Consider the following 18024-nt stretch of genomic DNA (forward strand, 5'->3'; position numbering starts at 1 on the left):
GTGAGCCACGGTAGGTCCGCCGGTCGCGCTTCGCACATCAGGCGACATGGGCGATGCCCGGCCAGAATCGGACCATGGATCTGCCCGTGATGCCGCCCGTGAAGCCGATGCTCGCCAAGTCCGTGGCGGCGATCCCGCCGGGCATGCAGTACGAGGCGAAGTGGGACGGGTTCCGCGCGATCGTGTTCCGGGACGGTGCCGAGGTGGAGTTCGGCAGCCGCACCGGCAAGCCGCTGACCAGGTACTTCCCGGAGCTGGTGGCGGCGGTGAAGGAACGGCTGCCCGAGCGGTGCGTGGTCGACGGGGAGATCGTCATCGCCCGGGCGGGGCGGCTGGACTTCGACGCGCTCACCGAGCGCATCCACCCGGCGGACTCGCGGGTGCGGATGCTGGCCGGGCGAACACCGTCGTCGTTGGTCGCCTTCGACCTGCTGGCGCTGGACGGCGAGTCGCTGATGGACGTGGCGCTGGCCGACCGGCGCGCGCTGCTGGTGCGGGCGCTGGCCGAGGTCACCGCGCCGGTGCACGTGGCGCCGGCGACCACCGACATCGAGGTGGCGCGCCGTTGGTTCGAACAGTACGAGGGGGCGGGTCTGGACGGGGTGGTGGCCAAGCCCTTGGATCTGCGCTACCGGCCGGACGAGCGGGCGATGTTCAAGGTCAAGCACGAGCGGACGGCGGACGTGGTGGTGGCCGGCTACCGCTTGCACAAGAGCGGCCCGGTGGTCGGCTCACTGCTGCTCGGCCTGTACGACGGCCGGGGCGCCCTCCAGCACGTCGGGGTGTGCGCGGCGTTCACCATGAAGCGGCGGGCGGAACTGGTGGCGGAGCTGGCACCGCTGCGGATGGACGACGTGTCCGGGCATCCGTGGGCGGCCTGGGCGGACGAGGCCGCGCACGAGTCGGCGCGGCTGCCGGGCGCGCCGAGCCGCTGGTCCGGCAAGAAGGATCTGTCCTGGGTGCCGCTCAGGCCCGAGCGGGTGGCCGAGGTGGCGTACGACCACATGGAGAACGGGGCCCGGTTCCGGCACACCGCGCGCTTTCGCCGCTGGCGCCCGGACCGCACCCCGGACAGCTGCACCTTCGCCCAGCTTCAGGAGCCGGTCCGCTTCGACCTGGCGGAGATCCTGGCCCCGCCGGCCTGAGCCGGACCGCGATCGCCGAGGCCGCCGTGCCGGCGGGCGGGCCGTGGTTTGCTGGGAGCCCGAGCCCGAGCCGTGAGGAGAGCGCATGACCGGCGCCCCTGTCCCCTTCCAGGTGTACGAGGCGGGAACCTACCTGCACGGCACCAAGGCGGATCTCGTTCCGGGAGATCTGCTGACCCCCGGCCGCGCGTCCAACTTCGAGCAGGGGCGTACCTCCCGGCACGTCTATGTCTCCGAGACCCTGGACGCCGCCGTCTGGGGCGCCGAGCTGGCGGCCGGCGGCGGGCCGGGCCGGATCTACGTGGTGCGGCCGGCCGGCGCGCTGGAGGACGACCCCAACGTCACCGACAAGAGGTTCCCGGGCAACCCGACCCGTTCCTACCGCACCCGCGAACCCGTCCAGGTCGTGTCGGAACTCACCGGCTGGACCGGTCACACCCCCAAGCAGATCCAGGCGATGCGGGACGCACTGGCCGGTCTGCGGCGCGGCGGCCGCGCCACGATCCTGGACTGATCAGGGCTTCATCAGCACCTTGACCGCGCCGTCCTGCTTCTTCTGGAACATCTCGTAGGCGTGCGGCGCGTCGGTGAGCGGCACCCGGTGGGTGGCGAAGTCCTGGACGCCGAGCGGGTCCTCGTCGGTGAGGTAGGTCAGGATGTCGTCGCTCCAGCGGCGCACGTTGGCCTGCCCCATCCGCATCTGGATCTGCTTGTCGAACAGGGTGAGCATCGGCATCGGGTCGGCCATGCCGCCGTACACGCCGACCAGCGAGATGGTGCCGCCGCGGCGCACCAGGTCGATGGCGGTGTACAGGGCGGCGAGGCGGTCCACGCTGAAGCGCTCCGCCAGCGGACCGCTCAGCTTGCGGGGCATGACCGCGGCGCCCTGCTGCACCAGCTTCGCGATCGCGCCGCCGTGCGCCTCGGTGCCCACCGCGTCGATCACCGCGTCCGGGCCGCGCCCGCCGGTCTCGTCCTGGATGGCGGCGACGAGTTCCTTCTCGCTGTCGAAGGCGCGCAGGTCGTACGTCTGCACGCCGCGCTCGCGCGCCCGGCGCAGCCGTTCGGGGACGAGGTCCACGCCGAACACCCGCCCGGCGCCCTTGACCTGCGCGACCCGGCAGGCCATGTCGCCGATCGGGCCGAGGCCGAGCACGGCGACCGTGCCGCCCTGCGGCACCCCGGCGTAGGCGACCGCCTGCCAGGCGGTGGGCAGCACGTCGGACAGGTAGACGAAACGGTCGTCCGGCGGCCCCTCGGGCACCTTGATCGGGCCGTAGTGGGCGTGCGGGACCCGCAGGTACTCCGCCTGGCCGCCCGGCACCGCGCCGTACAGGCGGGTGTAGCCGAACAGGGCGGCGCCCATGCCCTCGCCGGTGACCTGGGTGGTCTCGCACTGAGTGGGCAGGCCGGTGTCGCACATGTAGCAGTGGCCGCAGGCGATCTGGAACGGCACCACGACCCGGTCACCGGGCTTGAGGTTCGGCACCTCGGGACCGACCTCCTCCACGATGCCCATCGGCTCGTGTCCGAGGATGTCGCCCGGGGTCATGAACGGGGTGAGCACTTCGTACAGGTGCAGGTCGGAGCCGCACAGTCCGGAGGAGGTGACGCGGATGACCGCGTCGGTGGGTTCCTGGATCTTCGGATCCGGTACCTCCGCCACCCGCACGTCCCGCTTGCCCTGCCAGGTCACTGCCTTCATCGTCCCGCGCTCCCTCCGTCGTCCGGCCGCGTCGTTGTCACTCGTACGGTGGCGCCCGGGTACCCGGCGCCCCTCCCCCGAACCGCCACGCTGGTCCGATCAGCCGACCGAAAGCGCGCGATCAGAAGAAATCGGGTATGGCCGCATATGCGTAAAGAAGCGCACAATCGGTGACACAGGGAGAGCGGGCGGGTGGTCGGGATGCGACAAGGCGGACGCAGAGGTGCGCGCGGAGGCGCACGTAGAGGTGTACGTAGAGGTGTACGCGGAGGCGCGCGCACCGGGGTGACGGCGGCGGTGGCGGTGCTGCTGGCGGCGGGCTGCACGGCCGGACCGGGACCGGACGACGACGGACGCGGCCCCGCGCCGGTCCCGTCCCGCGCGCCGGCGACGGCCACGGAGCCGGAGGCCGCTGCCGCGTCCCCGCTGGCCGTCAAGATCGACAACGCCCCCGCCGCCCGCCCCCAGACGGGCCTGGAGGCGGCGGACGTCGTCTACGTGGAGCCGGTCGAGGGCGGGCTGAGCAGGCTGCTGGCCCTGTACGCGACCAGGCTGCCGGAGACCGTGGGCCCGGTGCGCAGCGCCCGCGCCTCCGATCTGGAGCTGCTGCGCCAGTTCGACCGGCCGACGCTCGCCTTCTCCGGCGCCCAGCGCAAGCTGCTGCCGGACATCGACAAGGCCCCGCTGCGGGCCGAGCAGCCGGACGGGGCCTCGGACGCCTTCGTCCGGGACAGCGCCCGGCCCGCCCCGCACAACCTCTATCTGCGCCCCGGCCGCCTGCTCTCCTCGGCGCCGGGTGCGGCGGCCCTGACCACCGGCTTCCAGTACGGTGCCGCGCCCGCCGGCGGCCGGGCCGAGCCCGCGCACACGGTGCGCTACCCGGCGGCCCGCTTCACCTTCACCTGGTCGAAGGAGCGCGCCGGCTGGCTGCTGTCGATGGACGGCACCCCGGCCGGCACCCCCGGCGGGAAACAGCCGGCGCCCGCCACCGTCGTCGTGCAGTACGTGCAGGTGCGCTCGTCGAAGCTGCACGACTCGCGGGGCAACCACTCGCCGTACGTCGAGACGGTCGGCGCCGGCCGGGCCCAGGTGCTGCGCGACGGACGCGCGCACGCCGCCACCTGGCGCCGGGACTCGGCCACGGACGGCACGGCGTTCACGGCGGCGGACGGTTCGCCGCTGCGGTTCGCCGAGGGCCAGGTGTGGGTGGTGTTCGCGCAGGCCGGCTGAGGAGGTCAGCGGGCGGCCGGCTCGGCCGGGTTGCGCAGCCCCTCGGCCGCGTCCGCGACCCGCTGGATGAGGTCGAAGAACAGGCCCTGCTCGGCGGCCGAGAGCGGGGCCAGGAACACCTGGTTCATCCGGGCCGTGCGCACGGTGAGCCTGCGGTGGGTGCGCGTGCCCTCGTCGGTCGGGCGGAGCAGGGCGCGGCGGCCGTCCTGCGGGTCGCGCACCTTGTCGATCAGCCCCCGGCGGCCGAGCCGGCTGATCACCTCGGCGATCGTGGACCGGTCGAGTCCGACCCGCTCGCCCACCGTGCGCTGGTCCAGGCCCGGCTCCGCGACCAGCGCGTTCAGGACCGCGAACTGCGGTGACGTGATCTCCTCGGAGACCATCGTGTTCCACAGCAGGTAGTGCGCCTGCTGGAGCCGCCGGGCCAGGTGCCCGGGATGGGTGGTCAGGTCCACCGCGGCCATGTGCGCTCCCGAGATCATATTCGTTGGTGTACTGAACAATACTCTCCGCACCGCACTCGGTACACATCACACAACAAGGCCGTGAACTGGGTCTTGACGACTCTCCCGGCCGATGGCAGCGTGTGGGAAACATCGCCGGAATACTCAGTGCCCTGACTAATTCATACGCTCGGGCCGCCTGACAGGGATGGGTTCCATGACTCTCACCCAGCACGACATAGACGCGGAGATGGCCGCCGAGCGCGCCGCGTACGAGAAGCGGCTCGCCGACGGCGGGCCGGCCGAGCACCACCCGCGCCGCGACTACGCCCCCTACCGGTCCTCGGTGCTGCGGCATCCGAAACAGCCGCCGGTCGCCATCGACGTCAGCAAGGACCCGGAGCTGGTGGAGCTGTCCTCGCCCGCCTTCGGCGAGCGCGACCTGACCGCGATCGACAACGACCTCACCATCCAGCACCCCGGTGAGCCGGTCGGCGAGCGGATCACCGTCTCCGGGCGGCTGCTGGACCGCGCCGGGCGTCCGGTGCGCGGCCAGCTGGTGGAGATCTGGCAGGCCAACTCGGCCGGCCGCTACGCCCACCAGCGCGAGCAGCACGACGCGCCGCTGGACCCGAACTTCACCGGCACCGGCCGCACGATCACCGACGACGACGGCAGCTACCGCTTCACCACCATCCAGCCCGGCCCCTACCCGTGGCGCAACCACGTCAACGCCTGGCGGCCCGCGCACATCCACTTCTCGCTCTTCGGGTCGGCGTTCACCCAGCGGCTGGTGACGCAGATGTACTTCCCGAACGACCCGCTGTTCCCGTACGACCCGATCCTCCAGTCCGTCACGGACGACGCGGCCCGGCAGCGGCTGATCGCGACGTACGACCACAGCCTGTCGGTGCCGGAGTTCTCGCTCGGCTACCACTGGGACATCGTGCTCGACGGCCCGACCGCCACCTGGATCGAAGAAGGGCGCTGAGCTGCCATGACGAAGATCGACACCAGCAGCCCGGAACAGGTGCTGCCCACCCCGTCGCACACGGTCGGCCCGTTCTACGGCTACTCGCTGCCGTTCCGCGGCGGGGAGGACATCGCCCCCGCCGGACACCCGGACACCGTCACCGTGCACGGACACGTGCTGGACGGCGAGGGCAACCCGCTGCCGGACGCGCTCGTCGAGGTCTGGGGCGCGGACCCCGAGGGCAATGTGCCGACCGCCGACGGCTCGATGCGCCGGGACCCGGCGACCGGCGGCTACCTCGGGCGCAACGGCGTGGAGTTCACCGGCTGGGGCCGCATCCAGACCGACGCCGACGGACACTGGTACGTACGGACGCTGCGGCCCGGCGCGCGCGGGCGAAACGCCCCGTACCTGAGCGTGTGCGTCTTCGCCCGCGGCCTGCTCGTGCACCTGTTCACCCGGATCTACCTGCCCGGCGACCCGGCCGCGCTGGCCGCCGACCCGCTGCTGGCCCAGGTGCCCGAGGGCCGTCGTGACACGCTGATCGCGGCCGAGGAGCGGCCGGGCACGTACCGTTTCGACATCCGCCTTCAGGGCGAGGGCGAGACGGTCTTCCTGGAGTACAAGTGACCTTTCCCGACGACGGAACCGGCCTGCTCGCCCCCGGGTGGGCGGGCTCCCCGGCCGCCGCGGCGACCGGCGACCGGGCGTATCTCGCGGCGCTGCTGGACGCGGAGGCCGCGCTGACCCGGGCCCAGGCCGCGCTGGGCCTGGCTCCGGACGAGGCGGCGACGGCGGTGACGGACGCCGCCGAGGCGGACCGCTTCGACCTGGCGTCGATCGCCGGGCGGGCGCGCGGCGGCGGCAACCCGGTCATCCCGCTGGTCGCCGATCTGACCAAGGCGGTCGGGGCGCAGTACGGGCCCTACGTCCACCGGGGCGCGACCAGCCAGGACATCCTGGACACGGCGGCGATGCTGGTCGCCGCCCGCACCCTGGACCTGATCCTCACCGAGCTGGCCCGCACCGAACGGGCGCTGGCGCGGCTCGCCGCCGAGCACCGGGAGACCGCGCTGCCGGGGCGGACGCTGACCCAGCACGCGGTGCCGACCACGTTCGGGCTGAAGGCGGCCGGGTGGCGGTCGCTGGTGCTGGACGCCCGGGACCGGATCACCGCGGTGCGCGCGGGGCTGCCGGCGCAGCTCGGCGGCGCCGCCGGGACACTCGCGGCCTTCGCGGCGTACGGCGCCGCCGACCCGCTCGCGCTGCCCGCCGCGTACGCCCGTGAACTGGGCCTGGCCGAGCCCGCGTTGCCCTGGCACACCCTGCGCACGCCGGTCGCCGATCTCGCCGGGTGCCTGGCGTCGGCCACCGGGGCGCTGGGCAAGCTCGCCGCGGATGTGCTGGTGCTCGGCCGGACCGAGACCGGTGAGGTGGCCGAGGGCAGCGGCGGCGGGTCCTCCGCGATGCCGCACAAGGCCAACCCGGTGCGGTCCACGCTGATCGCGGCGGCGGCCCGGCGCGCGCCACAGCTCGCGGCGACGCTGTACGGCTCGCTCGCCGCCGAGGACGAGCGGCCCGCCGGGGCCTGGCACGCCGAGTGGGAACCGCTGCGGGACCTGCTGCGGCTGACCGGCGGCGCCGCCCGGGACGCCGCCGAGCTGGCCGAGGGCCTCCGGGTGCGCCCGGCGGCCATGCGCGCCGACCTGGACCTGACCCACGGGCTGATCGTCTCGGAGCGGCTCTCCGCCGAACTGGCGCCGGTCCTCGGCCGCTCCCGGGCCAAGGAACTGCTGTCCGAGCTGGCCAAGCGCACGTACGCCGAGAACCGCCCGCTGGGCGAACTCCTCGCCGAGGTGGCGGAGTTGCGGGACCTCGACCTCGCCGCCCTGGCCGATCCCACCCAGTACACCGGCAGCGCCGCTGCCCTCACCGACCGCGCACTGGAGCGACGTTGACCCTGCTCAATCACCGTACGGAAGGCCCCGCCACCGCTCCCCCGCTGCTGCTCGGGCCCTCGCTCGGCACCTCGTACGCCCTGTGGGACCAGGTGGCGCCCGAGCTGTCCATCGCCCACCGGGTGATCCGCTGGGACCTGCCGGGGCACGGCGGTTCACCGGCGGAACTGATCTCCGCCGGGGCGACCGTGGCCGACCTGGCCGACCTGGTGCTGGCGCTCGCCGACTCGCTCGGAGTGCAGCGGTTCGGGTACGCGGGGGTGTCGCTGGGCGGCGCGGTCGGGCTGCACCTGGCCGTGCACCACCCCGAGCGGCTCACCTCGCTGGCCGCGATCTGCTCGTCGGCGCACTTCAACGGGGCCCGGCCGTGGCAGGAGCGGGCGGCGGCGGTCCGCCGGGAGGGGCTGGCGGAACTGGCCGCCGGCGCGGACGCGCGGTGGTTCACACCCGGGTTCACCGTCCCGGAGCTGGTACGGGATCACCGGGAGGCCGACCCGGCGGGGTACGCGGCCTGCTGCGACGCGCTGGCCGCCTTCGACCTGCGGGACCGGCTGGCGGACATCACCGTGCCCACGCTGCTGATCGCCGGCCGTGAGGACCCGGCGACCCCGCCGGCCCATCTCCGGGAGATCGCCGACGCGGTGCCGGGCGCGGCGCTGGTGGAGATCCCCGGCGCCTCGCACCTGGCGCCCGCCGAGCGTCCCGAGGCGGTGCTCACCGCGCTGCGCGGCCACTTCGGCGGGGATGCCAAGCGGGGCATGGCGGTGCGCCGCGAGGTGCTCGGGGACGCGCACGTGGACCGGGCGCAGTCCCGGCAGACGCCGTTCACGGCCCGGTTCCAGGACTTCATCTCGCGCTACGCCTGGGGTGAGATCTGGACCGACGAGACGCTGTCGCGCCGCGAGCGCAGCATGGTCACCATGACCGCGCTGATCGCGCACGGCCACTACGAGGAACTGGCCATGCATGTCCGGGCGGCGCGGCGCAACGGGCTCACGCCGGACGAGATCGGCGCCGTACTGCTCCAGACGGCCGTGTACTGCGGGGTGCCCGCGGCCAACTCGGCGTTCGCGACGGCGCAGCGGGTGCTGGCCGAGGAGGACGGCGCCTAGGACCTGGTGCCGGCGGGGCTGGTCAGGTCCGTCAGCGCGCGCTCCGCGCGTGCCGCCAGGCCGTCCGCGCCGCAGCGGCGGGCCAGGGCCAGGCCGCGGTCCAGTTCGGCCGCCGAGCGGGCCGCGATGCCGTACTCGACCTGGGCGGCGGCGTGTTCGTAGCGGCACGGCGAGGCCGCCAGGCGGGCGGCGGCCTGGGCGGCGAGGCCGACCGCGCGCCGCCCGGTCTCCAGGGCGGCGGCGCAGCGCAGGGCCTGGCCGACGGCCGTGTCGGTGCCGAACCGCTCGGCCTGCCGGCGGGCGTCGGCGGCCAGCCGGGCGGCGCGGCCGGGGTCCTCGGCGGCCAGCGCGCGAGCGAGGTCGACCGCCCAGGGGACCAGCACCGGGTTGAGGTGGCCGCGGGCCGCGGCGGCCTTCTCGGCGGCCTCCAGTTCGTTGATTCCGTCCTCGGTGCGGCCGACCGCGAGCAGCAGCCGGCCGCGCACCGAGCGCGGGTCGGGCAGCACGATCGTGGACGGGTACGGCGGCGCGAAGTCGTACTGCTCGGCGATCTCCCACGCCTTCTCGACATGGCCGCGGGCGAGCAGCGTGTCGACCAGGTTGCAGGTCGCCGACCAGTACAGCGGCAGGCCGCGGCCGACCCGCTCGGCCAGCCGCAGCGACTCGCGCAGCGACGCCTCCGCCTCCCGCAGCCGGCCCCGCCGGCGCTGCCCGAGACCGACGTAGGCGTGCGCGAGAGCCAGGTGGCCGCCGCTCCAGCCGGCCGTCTCGTAGGCGCGCAGGGCCTCGGCGAACAGGGCGTCGGCCCGGTCCAGGCGGTCGGTGTAGGCGTAGGCGCTGGCCAGCATCATCAGCAGCTCCAGGCCCCACTCGGTGTCGGTCCAGCCCAGGCCCGGTGCGAGGCGGCCGTCGACCAGTGCCCGGTCGCACAGCGCGGCGGTCTCCTCGGCGCTCTCGCCGCGGGTCATGGCGTCGAAGCCGCGCAGGATGAGCAGGGCGCGCTCGGCGTTGTCCCGGCCGGTGCAGGTGCGGGCCAGGTCGGCGAGCCGTTCGGAGCGGCCGGGGACGGTGGACTCGCCGGCGTGGATGCCCTCCCACATGTACTGGACGGCCTGGAGCCGCAGCCGGGCGGGACCGTCGGGGTGCCGGGCGGCCTCCGTCTCGACGGTGCGCACCGCCTCCTCCAACTGGTCGTTGTGGAGCAGTGCCTGGGAGAGGCGGACGACGGCGTCGACGCGTTCGTCGCCGTGCAGGCCGGGCATGCCGAGGGCCTCGCGGAGGTGGCCGACGGTGGTGGCGGGCGAGGTGAGCAGGGTGGCGCAGCCGAGTTCGTAGCGCACCCGCGCGTGGGTCCCGGGCGGCGGGGGCTCCGCCAGGGCGCGTTCCAGGCACTGGCGGGCGGCGTCGGGGGCGCCCACCGCGAGGTGCTCGCGGGCGGCCTCGCGGAGCTGCTCGACCAGTTCGGCGTCGTCGTCCGGGTGGACCTGGAGCAGGTGCCGGGAGGCGGCCGCCGCGCCCAGGCCCAGGTCGGTGACGAGCTGGGCGGCGATGCCGTGCATGGCCCGGCGCAGTCCGTCCGGGATGGACTCGTAGACGGCGGTGGCGATCAGCGGGTGGTCGAACTCCAGCTCCCCGTCGGCGCCGGGGTCGTCGTCACCGGCCGGGGTGAGGATACGGGCGTCCCGCAGGAGCCCGGCGCAGTGCGCGGCCTCGGCCGCCTTCATGGTGGTCAGCGCGGCGCACCGGGAGACGGTGATGCCGGTGCCGAGGATGGCGGCGGCCCAGGCGAACCGGGTGGCGTCGACGCCGAGTTCCTCCAGGCGGGCGACGAGGCCGACGCCGCGGCCGGCCTCGTTCAGGGCGCGCAGTTCGGCGGCGTTGGCGGCGACCGGGGCGAGGGCGCTGTCGCGGACCTTGGCGAGGAGTTCGACGGTGTCGTAGGGGTTGCCGCCGGTGACGGTCCACACCTCGTGGCAGAACGCGGCGTCGGCGCCGTCGCCGAGGGCGGCACGGGTGAGCCCGGCGGCGGCCTCGGCGGTGAGCAGGTTCAGGGTGGTGACGGGGGCGTGCGCGAGGGCGGCGACCGGGTCGAGTCGGCGGGCGTCGGCGCCGGTGGTGTCGTCGGCCCGGTAGGCGGTCACCACCAGCACGGGCAGTTCGCCCAGGTGTTCGGCGCACGCGGTGAGCCAGCGCAGGGTCTCCTGGTCGGCCCAGTGCAGGTCGTCGATGAGCAGGACCAGTGGCGGCTCCTGGCCGGCCAGCCGCCGTACCGCCTCGACCAGTCCGTCGCACACGCCGCGCGGGTCGGCCGGCCGCTCGCCCGGATCGGCGACGCCGAGGGCGGGGCCGACGATGTCGTACCAGTCGCCGAGCAGGTCGCGGGCCTGGTCGGGGTGCAGGGACAGCAGCGCCGGCTGGAGCAACTGCCGTACCACGTTGTACGGGACGGAGCGCAGCGTCTCGCCGCCGCGCGCGGAGTGGACGACGCAGCCGCGGGCCTCGGCGAGCCGGCGGGCGGTGGCGAGCAGGGCGGTCTTGCCGAGGCCGGCCTCGCCGCGGAACACCAGCAGGGTGCCGGCGGGCGAACGGTCCGCGCACAGGGTGTCGACCGCCCGGGCGACCGCGGCGACTTCCGCGTCGCGCTCCCACAGGGCGGCCGGGGCGGCTGCCGTGGGCCGTACCTCCGTCATCCCGCTGCCTCCCCGAGTCGCCCGAATGACGTACAGACTCTGAGCCTAGCCGCCCGGACCGCACCGCGCCGGGTGGTCGCTCCGGGTCTTGCCCTACCGGATGACATCGTGTAGTGAACGGGCCAGGCGATGAGTCCCGGACCGTCAGCCAACGCTGTACGCAGGGGTTTTGGGGCGGTACGGGCGGGGCGGCGCGGTGGGCGGCGCGGGCCGGGGCGGCGCGGGGAACGGGGAAGTGACGGGAAGGTACCCCGCCCTCTCATACGACTTTCACCGACGCCTCATACGGTGGGGACATGACGCAGGAGACTCCTCCCGGGTGGTATCCGGACCCCGGGCAGACAAGTGACGGTCCCGCCACCGAGCGCTGGTGGGACGGCAAGGCGTGGACGGACCGGATCCGCCCCGCAGGGGGTCCCCCGGAACAGCCGCCGACGGATGGCGCACGACAGGCGGCGGAGCCGGCGGGACCGGCCGAGCCGGCGGGGGACGGCGGGGCGGCCGGGCAGCCGACAGCCGCGGCCGCGGTCCCCGCTTCCGACCCCGCCCCCACGGGCACCCCCGACCCCGGACCGCCGCCCGTGGACGGCGCCGGGCCGGGGCAGCCGGCACCGGGCGGTCCGGCACCCGGGCAGCCCCCGGCCGACGCCCACTCCCCCGGCCCCGGCTATCCGGCGCCGCCGGCCTACGCGGCGTACCCCGCGCCCCCGGGATATCCCGGCTACCCGGCGCAGCCGCCGGCCCCGCGGCGGCGTGGGCTGCGGACGGGGATAGCCGTGGCCGTCGCGGTGGCCGTGCTGGCGGGCATCGGCGTCGGCGTGTACGCGCTGGCCGGCGACGGGGACAGCGCGAACGACGACCGGGCGGGCACCGCTCAGCAGAGCCCGGGCGGGCAGGGCGGCGAGGGCATGCCGGACAGCCCGTTCGGCGACTCGGGCGGCGGCACCGGCGGCGGGGACGGCGAGTCGCCCGCGCCACAGGAGTCCGAGGCGCCCCGGATCGAGAGCGGTTCGGTGCCGGACGCGGTCAGCGGGATCAGCCTGCCGGTCCCGGACGGCTGGTACGGGCAGGAACTGACGGTCGGCGCCCAGGTGTCGTCGAACGAGTCGTACAAGTGCCCCGGCAACGAGGCGTCCTCCTGCACCAAGGGCGGCGCCTACTCGGCCCCGGCGATGGTGCTGGGCACCGAGGGCTCCACCGCCGAGGAGGTCGCCAAGGCGGACATCTCGGCCAACGCGGAGGAGTCCTACGGCGGCGACAGCTACGGCTCGATCACCTCGCACGACGTGCTGTCCGCCAAGGCGGTCACGGTGGCCGGGCAGAAGGGCTACCAGGTGCGCTGGAAGGCCGTGACGAGCAAGGGCTCCGACGGCTACGTCCAGTCGCTGGCGTTCCCCTCGCCGGCCAACCCGCAGCAGATCGTCGTCGTGCGGTTCGGTGTCGACGTCAGTGAGCAGCAGTCGGTCATCGACGAGATCGTCAAGGGCATCAAGGTGTCGTCCGGCGGCACCGGCGACGGCCAGGACATCTGACCCGCCGTTCCACCCGGCCCCCGGACGCGGTCGGCCGGGTGGAACGCCCTTCCGCTCAAAGAGCGCCCCACCCGGCCGGGGGGTGCGCGCCGCCCCCGTCCCCACGGTGCGGCGCGAGCAGGCCACCGTCCAGTCATCCCACGGACGGTGACCTGGGTCTCAGGTCAGGCCGAGGGCGGGCAGCACCACGGCCTCCACATAGCGGACGAGGTAGTCGCCGTCGGCGTACTCCCCCTCCATCACCGGCCGGATGCGCAGCACGCCGAACATCTGAACCGGCACGAACTCCAGCGCCGGGTGGTCGGCGGCCACCTCGCCCCGGTCGATCCCGCGGCGCAGGATGTCCCGCAGCGCGGCGATCTCCGGTTCCACCAGCGCCTCGCGCAGCGCCAGCTTCAGCTCCGGGTCCTCCACCACGGCGTGCCCGAGCGCCTGCAGCAGCCGGGTGTCCTTGCCCGACCAGTCGCCGGCCGCCCGGGCCGCGAGCCGCAGGTCCTCGGCGAGCGACCCGGAGTCGATGCCCTCGAACCGCACCTGCCGGCGCGAGCGCAGGGCCGCCGCGACGAACTGCGGCTTGGTCTTCCACTGCCGGTAGAGCGTGGACTTGCTGCACCGGGTGCTGACGGCGATGCCCTCCATGGTCACCGCGTCGTAACCGCACTCCCTGACCTGGTCGAGGACGGTGTCGAGGAACTCCTGCTCACGCTCGGGCGTGAGTTTGGAGCGGCGCGAGGTGCCGGCTGTTTCCGGTCGCTCCGCGTCCTGCGACGTCATGGCTGCTGCTCCTCGCTCGTCTCCGGTGCCGGCGGTCAAGTCCGTACCTTCGTGGCCCACTTCGGCCGAAGGTCCATCGGTACGTCACTGTACCGATACGCCAGTGTACCGGTACCCACTCGTATCGGTACACTTTCGTATCGGTACATCGGCGTATCGGTACACTGGCGTATCGGAACGAAACCGTATCGATGACTCGCGCCCACCCGGTGCCGATGAGTCGGCGCGGTCCGCACCGTCAGCACACCGCACGCACCACCGTCAGCGAAGGGGCCGGGGGATGAACGCCCGCACCGAGCCTGCTCCAGCGGAGCCGGACGCACCGGCCAGGCCACCCCTGGTCCGGGAGCTCCTGCTCGTGACCGGGCTGTTCCTCGTCTACAAACTCGGCCGGCAGCTGGCGTCCGGCCACACCGGCGAGGCGTTCCGCAACGCGCACCACGTGTGGGACCTGGAGCGGTGGCTGCGGCTGCCCGGCGAGGGCGGCGTCCAGTCGCTGCTGCTGCACGGCGACGTGCTGGTGCACGTGGCGAACACCTACTACGCGACCGTGCACTTCCCGGCCACCGCCGCGTTCCTGGTCTGGCTCTATCTGCGGCGGCCCGGGCACTACGTGTGGGCCCGGCGGATACTGGCCGCCCTGACCGGCGCGGCGCTGGTGCTGCACCTCACGTTCCCGCTCGCGCCGCCGCGGATGCTGAGCGGCACCGGCCTCCTGGACACCGCCCGCGTGTACGGCCCGTCGGTCTACGGCCCGCCGCGCACGGACACGCTGTCGAACCAGTTCGCGGCGATGCCGTCGCTGCACTTCGGCTGGGCGCTGATGGTGGCGATCGGGCTGATCGCCGCCACCCGGTCCCACTGGCGGTGGCTGTGGCTGCTGCATCCGCTGCTGACGCTGCTGGTGATCGTGGGCACCGCGAACCACTACTGGCTGGACGTGATCGTGGCCACGGCGCTGCTCGGGCTGGCGCTCGCGGTGATCCGCCTGCCGCGGCGGGTCGCTCCGGCCGGGCCGTCACCGCGCTTCGGCCGGCCGGTCCGGGCGAGCGACGGCCGGCCCCGGCTCAGGCCCCGTCCGCAGCCGGTGGAACGGCGCCGGCCGGTGGGGGCGGGCCGATGAGCGCCGCCCTGGTCGCCGTCGTGCTGTCGCTGGTCTCCGCCGTCGCCTACGCGGCCGCGGCCGTGGCCCAGGAGCGGCTGGCCGCCCGCCGCCCGGGCACCGGCGTCCTGCGGCTGCTGCGCGGCGGGGCCTGGTGGTGGTCGGTGGCGCTGAACGCGTCGGCCGCGCTGCTGCACGTGGGGGCGTTGAAGTACGGCCCGCTGACCGTGGTCCAGCCGCTGGGCGCGCTCACCCTGGTCGCGGCGGTGCCGATGGGCGCCCGGCTGGCCGGACGGCGGGTCAGCGCGGTCGAGTGGCGGGGCACCGGGCTGACCCTGCTCGGGCTCGGCGCGCTGCTGGTCACGGCGTCCGGTCCGGCCCCCGACGACGTGCTGAGCGGGCCGGAGGCGGTGGCGGTGGCCGGCGTGACGGCGGTCCTGATCGGGGTGCTGGCCCGGCCCGGCGCCCGGCCCGGGCTGCGGCACGCGAGCGCGTCCGGGGTGGCCTCCGGGGTCGCCTCGGCGCTCACCCAGACGGTCACGGTCGCCGCCACGGATCGCACCGGACCGCTGCTCAGCGTCCAGGTGATCGGCGTGGCGGTGCTGGTGGCGGCCTTCGCCACCGGCGGCCTGCTGCTGTCCCAGACGGCGTACCGAGGCGGGCTGGGCGCCCCCCTCGCGATGGTCACGCTGGCCAACCCGGCGGCCGCCGCGGCGATCGGCGTCGCCCTGCTCGGCGAACGCCTGCGCGGCGGGGCGGCCGGCGTCCTGCTGGCCCTGACCGGAGCGGTACTGGCCGCCTGGGGCGTGCTCCTGCTGACCCGCGCGGCCCCGCCCGCCCCACTGCGGACACCGGTCACCGCACCGGGGCCGCTGACGGCACCCGGCCTCCCGGCGCCGGGCCCCGAGCCGGTCCCGGCCGTCGCGACCGCCGGTCCGGCGCCGCAAGCCGCCCCCGTGCCCGTCCCGCCCGCGCCCGCCCCGGGGACGGAGGGGGCCGTCGCCGGGTCCGGTCCGGGGCCCGCGCAGAGCCGGGCGGAGCCCCTCGCCGCCACCCTGCCCCGGCAGCCGCGGCCCCGGCGGCGGCCGGGTTCCGGGCGGCTCACGCCGCTGTAGCCGGCCCGGTCCGGTCGCCGCCGGTGGCGGGCTACTCGCCGGCGAGCGCCGGGTCGCTCACGCCCGGGCGGCCGTTCTCGACATGGCCGGCGAAGCGGCGCAGGAACGTCGGGTCGGCCTCGGAGGTGACCGTCAGGTCGTACCAGCGGTGGCTGCCGGCGAGGTCGACGGTGTGCCGGACGGTGGCGCCGGGGCGTACGGTCAGGGTCCGGGCGCGGCCGCCGTAGCCGTTGGCCAGCTTCAGGCGGACCGTCCCGGGGCCCCGGTTGGTGAGGGTCAGTTCGACGTCGTCGCGGACGTGGCGCGCGGTGACCTCGGGGCCGGCGGTTCCGGCCGGTCCGCGCAGGACCCGCAGGAAGCCGCCCGGGCCGTGCACGGTCAGGTCGTGGGTGCCGCCCGAGTACGCCGCGTCCCAGGTGTCGCGGACGCGCTTGCCGGCCTCGGTGGTGTACGTCCAGGGGCCGTCCGTGCGGTTGCCGGCGGTGACCAGGAAGGCGGCGCCCGCCTCCGGGCCGGAGGCGAAGGTGAGGGTGAGGGTGCCGGCCACCGGGTCGGCCGAGCCGTCCACCAGCGGCGCGTACCGCAGCGGCCGGGCCGGCCGCAGGCCGCGCTCCTGGCGGGGCATGCCGGGCTCCGCCGGGGGTGTCGGACTGTAGGTGGGGTGCCGGTCGCGGTCCTGCGGCTCATAGGCGTCGGTGGCCGGCAGCCGGGCGGGGCTGCTGTCCTTGCGGGAGAAGTCGAACGCCGAGGTCAGATCGCCGCAGATGGCCCGCCGCCACGGCGAGATCCCCGGCTCGCGGACGCCGAACCGGCGCTCCATGAAGCGCAGGATCGAGGTGTGGTCGAGGGTCTCGGAGCAGACGTAGCCGCCCTTGCTCCAGGGCGAGACGACCAGCATCGGAACGCGCGGGCCGAGCCCGTAGTGGCCCTCGGTGTACTTCGCGCTGCCCGGGAAGACGTCCAGCGACACGTCGACGGTGGACCGGCCCCGCGCTTCCGACCTGGGCGGCAGCGGCGGTACCAGGTGGTCGAAGAAGCCGTCGTTCTCGTCGTAGGTGATGAACAGCGCGGTCTTGGACCACACCTCGGGGTTGGCGGTGAGCGCGTCCAGGACCTGGGAGATGTACCAGGCGCCGTAGTTGGACGGCCAGTTGGAGTGCTCGGAGAAGGCTTCCGGGGCGGCGATCCAGGAGATCTGCGGGAGCCGGTCCGCCTGCACGTCGGCGCGCAGCAGGTCGAAGTAGCCGTCGCCGTTCGCCGCGTCGGTGCCGGTGCGGGCCTTGTCGTACCAGGGGTCGCCCGGCTTCGCGTTCCGGTACTTGTTGAAGTAGAGCAGGGAGTTGTCGCCGTAGTTGCCCCGGTAGGCGTCGGAGATCCAGCCCCAGGAGCCGGCCGCGTCCAGGCCGTCGCCGATGTCCTGGTAGATCTTCCAGGAGACGCCGGCCGCTTCGAGGCGCTCGGGGTACGTGGTCCAGTCGTAGCCCAGTTCGTCGTTGCCGAGGACCGGGCCGCCGCCCTTGCCGTCGTTGCCGGTGTGGCCCGACCACAGGTAGTAGCGGTTGGGGTCGGTGGAGCCGATGAACGAGCAGTGGTAGGCGTCGCAGATGGTGAACGTGTCGGCGAGGGCGTAGTGGAAGGGGATGTCCTCCCTGGTCAGGTACGCCATCGTGGTGGTCCCCTTGGCGGGCACCCAGCGGTCGTACTTGCCGTCCCGGTACGCCTGCTGGCCGTCCGGCCAGCTGTGCGGCAGGCCCTCCAGGAACTGCATGCCGAGGTCGTCGGCGTCCGGGTGGAAGGGCAGCACCTCGGTGCCGTCGGCCTTGGCCTGGTGCCACACCGACTTGCCGCTGTCGAGGGTGACGGGGTGCGGGTCGCCGAAGCCGCGGACGCCGCGCAGGCTGCCGAAGTAGTGGTCGAAGGAACGGTTCTCCTGCATCAGGACGACGATGTGCTCCACGTCCTCGATCGACCCGGTGCGATGGTTGGCCGGGAGCGCGGCGGCCCGCTGGATGCTCGCGGAGAGCGCGCTGAACGCCGTGGTGGCGCCCGCGATCTGGAGGAATCGACGCCGGTTGACTTCGGGCATGGGGGTGGTGAGCCTCTCGCCTCGGGGGTGGTGAGGCGGCCTGCTGGTGCCGGGCCGCGCGCGCAAGGAGTGTTCCAGGGGCACCGAACGGGAGGGAAGGGTCGGATGGCGTTCATGTGAAGGTCGCCGGTACGCGGGGGGCTGGAAGGAGTTGACGTG

At 74.5% G+C, this 18024-nt stretch carries 15 protein-coding genes; 10 read left to right on the top strand and 5 right to left on the bottom strand.

Annotation, left to right across the window (positions count from 1 at the left end):
• The first annotated feature begins 74 nt into the window (after window positions 1-74).
• Both AB0G32_RS12130 and arr read left to right on the top strand, forming a co-directional pair.
• Entirely contained in the window at window positions 75-1145 is a 1071-nt protein-coding gene (locus tag AB0G32_RS12130) for an ATP-dependent DNA ligase (RefSeq protein WP_361161745.1), read from the top strand.
• Between the two features lie 85 nt (window positions 1146-1230).
• Window positions 1231-1659: an NAD(+)--rifampin ADP-ribosyltransferase gene (gene arr / locus AB0G32_RS12135; RefSeq protein WP_361161746.1), complete on the top strand. Its 429-nt coding sequence runs from the start codon at window positions 1231-1233 to the stop codon at window positions 1657-1659.
• On the opposite strand, the gene AB0G32_RS12140 is transcribed toward arr, so the two are convergent.
• Entirely contained in the window at window positions 1660-2850 is a 1191-nt protein-coding gene (locus AB0G32_RS12140; RefSeq protein ID WP_361161747.1) for a zinc-dependent alcohol dehydrogenase, read from the bottom strand.
• A 201-nt stretch (window positions 2851-3051) separates the two neighbouring features.
• Between AB0G32_RS12140 and AB0G32_RS12145 the strand changes: the two genes are divergently transcribed.
• A complete protein-coding gene (locus tag AB0G32_RS12145; protein ID WP_361161749.1) occupies window positions 3052-4080 on the top strand; it encodes a DUF3048 domain-containing protein in 1029 nt (342 codons plus the stop codon).
• Window positions 4081-4085: 5 nt separating this feature from the next.
• Here AB0G32_RS12145 and AB0G32_RS12150 read toward each other — a convergent pair whose 3' ends face one another.
• Window positions 4086-4544: a MarR family transcriptional regulator gene (locus AB0G32_RS12150; RefSeq protein WP_361161992.1), complete on the bottom strand. Its 459-nt coding sequence runs from the start codon at window positions 4542-4544 to the stop codon at window positions 4086-4088.
• A 196-nt stretch (window positions 4545-4740) separates the two neighbouring features.
• Here AB0G32_RS12150 and pcaH point away from each other — a divergent pair, with 196 nt between their 5' ends.
• From pcaH to pcaD, 4 genes are read left to right on the top strand one after another with little or no spacing between them, the layout of a single operon-like run.
• Window positions 4741-5514, top strand: a complete 774-nt coding sequence (gene pcaH, locus AB0G32_RS12155; protein WP_361161751.1) for a protocatechuate 3,4-dioxygenase subunit beta — start codon at window positions 4741-4743, stop codon at window positions 5512-5514.
• 6 nt (window positions 5515-5520) lie between these two features.
• Window positions 5521-6126: a protocatechuate 3,4-dioxygenase subunit alpha gene (pcaG, locus tag AB0G32_RS12160; RefSeq protein WP_361161753.1), complete on the top strand. Its 606-nt coding sequence runs from the start codon at window positions 5521-5523 to the stop codon at window positions 6124-6126.
• The gene (pcaB, locus tag AB0G32_RS12165; protein ID WP_361161755.1) at window positions 6123-7454 is read left to right on the top strand and encodes a 3-carboxy-cis,cis-muconate cycloisomerase; all 1332 of its coding nucleotides are present in this window, start codon (window positions 6123-6125) and stop codon (window positions 7452-7454) included. The genes pcaG and pcaB overlap by 4 nt, the downstream gene beginning before the upstream one ends.
• On the top strand, window positions 7451-8566 hold the full coding sequence (gene pcaD, locus AB0G32_RS12170) for a 3-oxoadipate enol-lactonase (RefSeq protein WP_361161757.1): 1116 nt from the start codon (window positions 7451-7453) through the stop codon (window positions 8564-8566). Before pcaB ends, pcaD begins: the two co-directional genes overlap by 4 nt.
• On the opposite strand, the gene AB0G32_RS12175 is transcribed toward pcaD, so the two are convergent.
• Window positions 8563-11256, bottom strand: coding sequence for an AAA family ATPase (locus AB0G32_RS12175; protein ID WP_361161759.1), 2694 nt, complete (start codon window positions 11254-11256; stop codon window positions 8563-8565). The genes pcaD and AB0G32_RS12175 overlap by 4 nt on opposite strands.
• A gap of 296 nt (window positions 11257-11552) precedes the next feature.
• Between AB0G32_RS12175 and AB0G32_RS12180 the strand changes: the two genes are divergently transcribed.
• Window positions 11553-12788, top strand: coding sequence for a DUF2510 domain-containing protein (locus AB0G32_RS12180; protein WP_361161761.1), 1236 nt, complete (start codon window positions 11553-11555; stop codon window positions 12786-12788).
• 159 nt (window positions 12789-12947) lie between these two features.
• Here AB0G32_RS12180 and AB0G32_RS12185 read toward each other — a convergent pair whose 3' ends face one another.
• A complete protein-coding gene (locus AB0G32_RS12185) occupies window positions 12948-13562 on the bottom strand; it encodes a TetR/AcrR family transcriptional regulator C-terminal ligand-binding domain-containing protein (RefSeq protein WP_361161763.1) in 615 nt (204 codons plus the stop codon).
• Between the two features lie 280 nt (window positions 13563-13842).
• Between AB0G32_RS12185 and AB0G32_RS12190 the strand changes: the two genes are divergently transcribed.
• Window positions 13843-14685 (top strand): phosphatase PAP2 family protein, encoded by an 843-nt coding sequence (locus AB0G32_RS12190; protein WP_361161765.1) that lies wholly within the window; start codon window positions 13843-13845, stop codon window positions 14683-14685.
• Entirely contained in the window at window positions 14682-15779 is a 1098-nt protein-coding gene (locus tag AB0G32_RS12195) for a hypothetical protein (RefSeq protein WP_361161767.1), read from the top strand. Before AB0G32_RS12190 ends, AB0G32_RS12195 begins: the two co-directional genes overlap by 4 nt.
• A gap of 31 nt (window positions 15780-15810) precedes the next feature.
• On the opposite strand, the gene AB0G32_RS12200 is transcribed toward AB0G32_RS12195, so the two are convergent.
• Entirely contained in the window at window positions 15811-17865 is a 2055-nt protein-coding gene (locus AB0G32_RS12200; protein WP_361161769.1) for a phosphocholine-specific phospholipase C, read from the bottom strand.
• Window positions 17866-18024: the final 159 nt, after the last annotated feature.

This window comes from Streptomyces sp. NPDC023723 (genome assembly GCF_040639815.1).
Classification (GTDB): Bacteria; Actinomycetota; Actinomycetes; order Streptomycetales; family Streptomycetaceae; genus Streptomyces.